1 protein-coding gene and 1 pseudogene are annotated in these 1,007 nt (G+C 68.6%); both read right to left on the reverse strand.

What is annotated here, in order from left to right; genetic code table 11:
- A pseudogene (locus tag KH616_RS25350) lies at window positions 1-625 on the reverse strand (potassium-transporting ATPase subunit B); the annotation flags it as partial.
- Between the two features lie 40 nt (window positions 626-665).
- A partial coding sequence (locus KH616_RS25355) for a potassium-transporting ATPase subunit KdpA (protein WP_292255351.1) occupies window positions 666-1,007 on the reverse strand: 342 nt, incomplete at its 5' end.

Genomic DNA, 1,007 nt, shown 5'->3' on the forward strand with positions numbered 1-1,007 from the left:
CCATCGCGATCATCCGGTCGAGGAACGCCTCGCCCGGATTCGCCGTGACCTGGACGACGATCCAGTCGGACAGCACGCGCGTGCCGCCCGTCACCGACGAGAAGTCGCCGCCCGACTCGCGGATCACCGGTGCGGATTCGCCGGTGATCGCCGATTCGTCGACCGACGCGACGCCGTCGATCACCTCGCCGTCCGCCGGAATCGTGTCGCCCGCCTCGACGAGCACGACATCCCCGCGGCGCAGGTCGGACGCCGTCGTGATGCGGATCGGCGATTTCGGATGCGGCTCGTTGAGCTTCTTCGCCATCACGTCGCGCTTCGCGCTGCGCAGCGATGCGGCCTGCGCCTTCGAGCGCCCTTCGGCGAGCGCCTCCGCGAAGTTCGCGAACAGCACCGTGAACCACAGCCACAGCGCGACCGCGAGGATGAAGCCCGCGGGCGCCTCGGCCTGCCCCGACAGCGCGGCGATCCAGAGGATCGTCGTCAGGATGCTGCCGGCGTACACGCAGAACATCACCGGGTTGCGGAACTGCGTGCGCGGCGTGAGTTTCTTGAACGCGTCCACGATCGCCGGACGCACCAGCGCCGGATCGAGCATGGACCGTGTTGCGGAATGTTGGGTCATCGCCATCTCTTCAATGCGTATGTCGTTGTCAGCGCGCCGCTCAGGCGCCCAGCCACATCATCAGGTGCTCGACGCCGGGCCCGAGCGCCAGCGCGGGCACGTACGTGAGCGCGCCGACGAGCAGCACCGTGCCGAGCAGCAGCACGACGAACAGCGGCCCGTGCGTCGGCAGCGTGCCGCTCGTCGCGGCGATGCGCTTTTTCGCCGCGAGCGAGCCCGCGATTGCGAGCACCGGCACGATCGTGCCGAAGCGGCCGAACCACATCGCGATCGCGGTCATCCAGTTGTAGAAAGGCGTGCCGGCCGTCAGGCCCGCGAACGCGCTGCCGTTGTTGTTCGCGGCCGAGGTGAACGCGTAGAGGATTTCCGAGAAGCCGTGCGG

The organism is Burkholderia sp. (assembly GCF_018375725.1).
GTDB lineage: Bacteria > Pseudomonadota > Gammaproteobacteria > Burkholderiales > Burkholderiaceae > Burkholderia.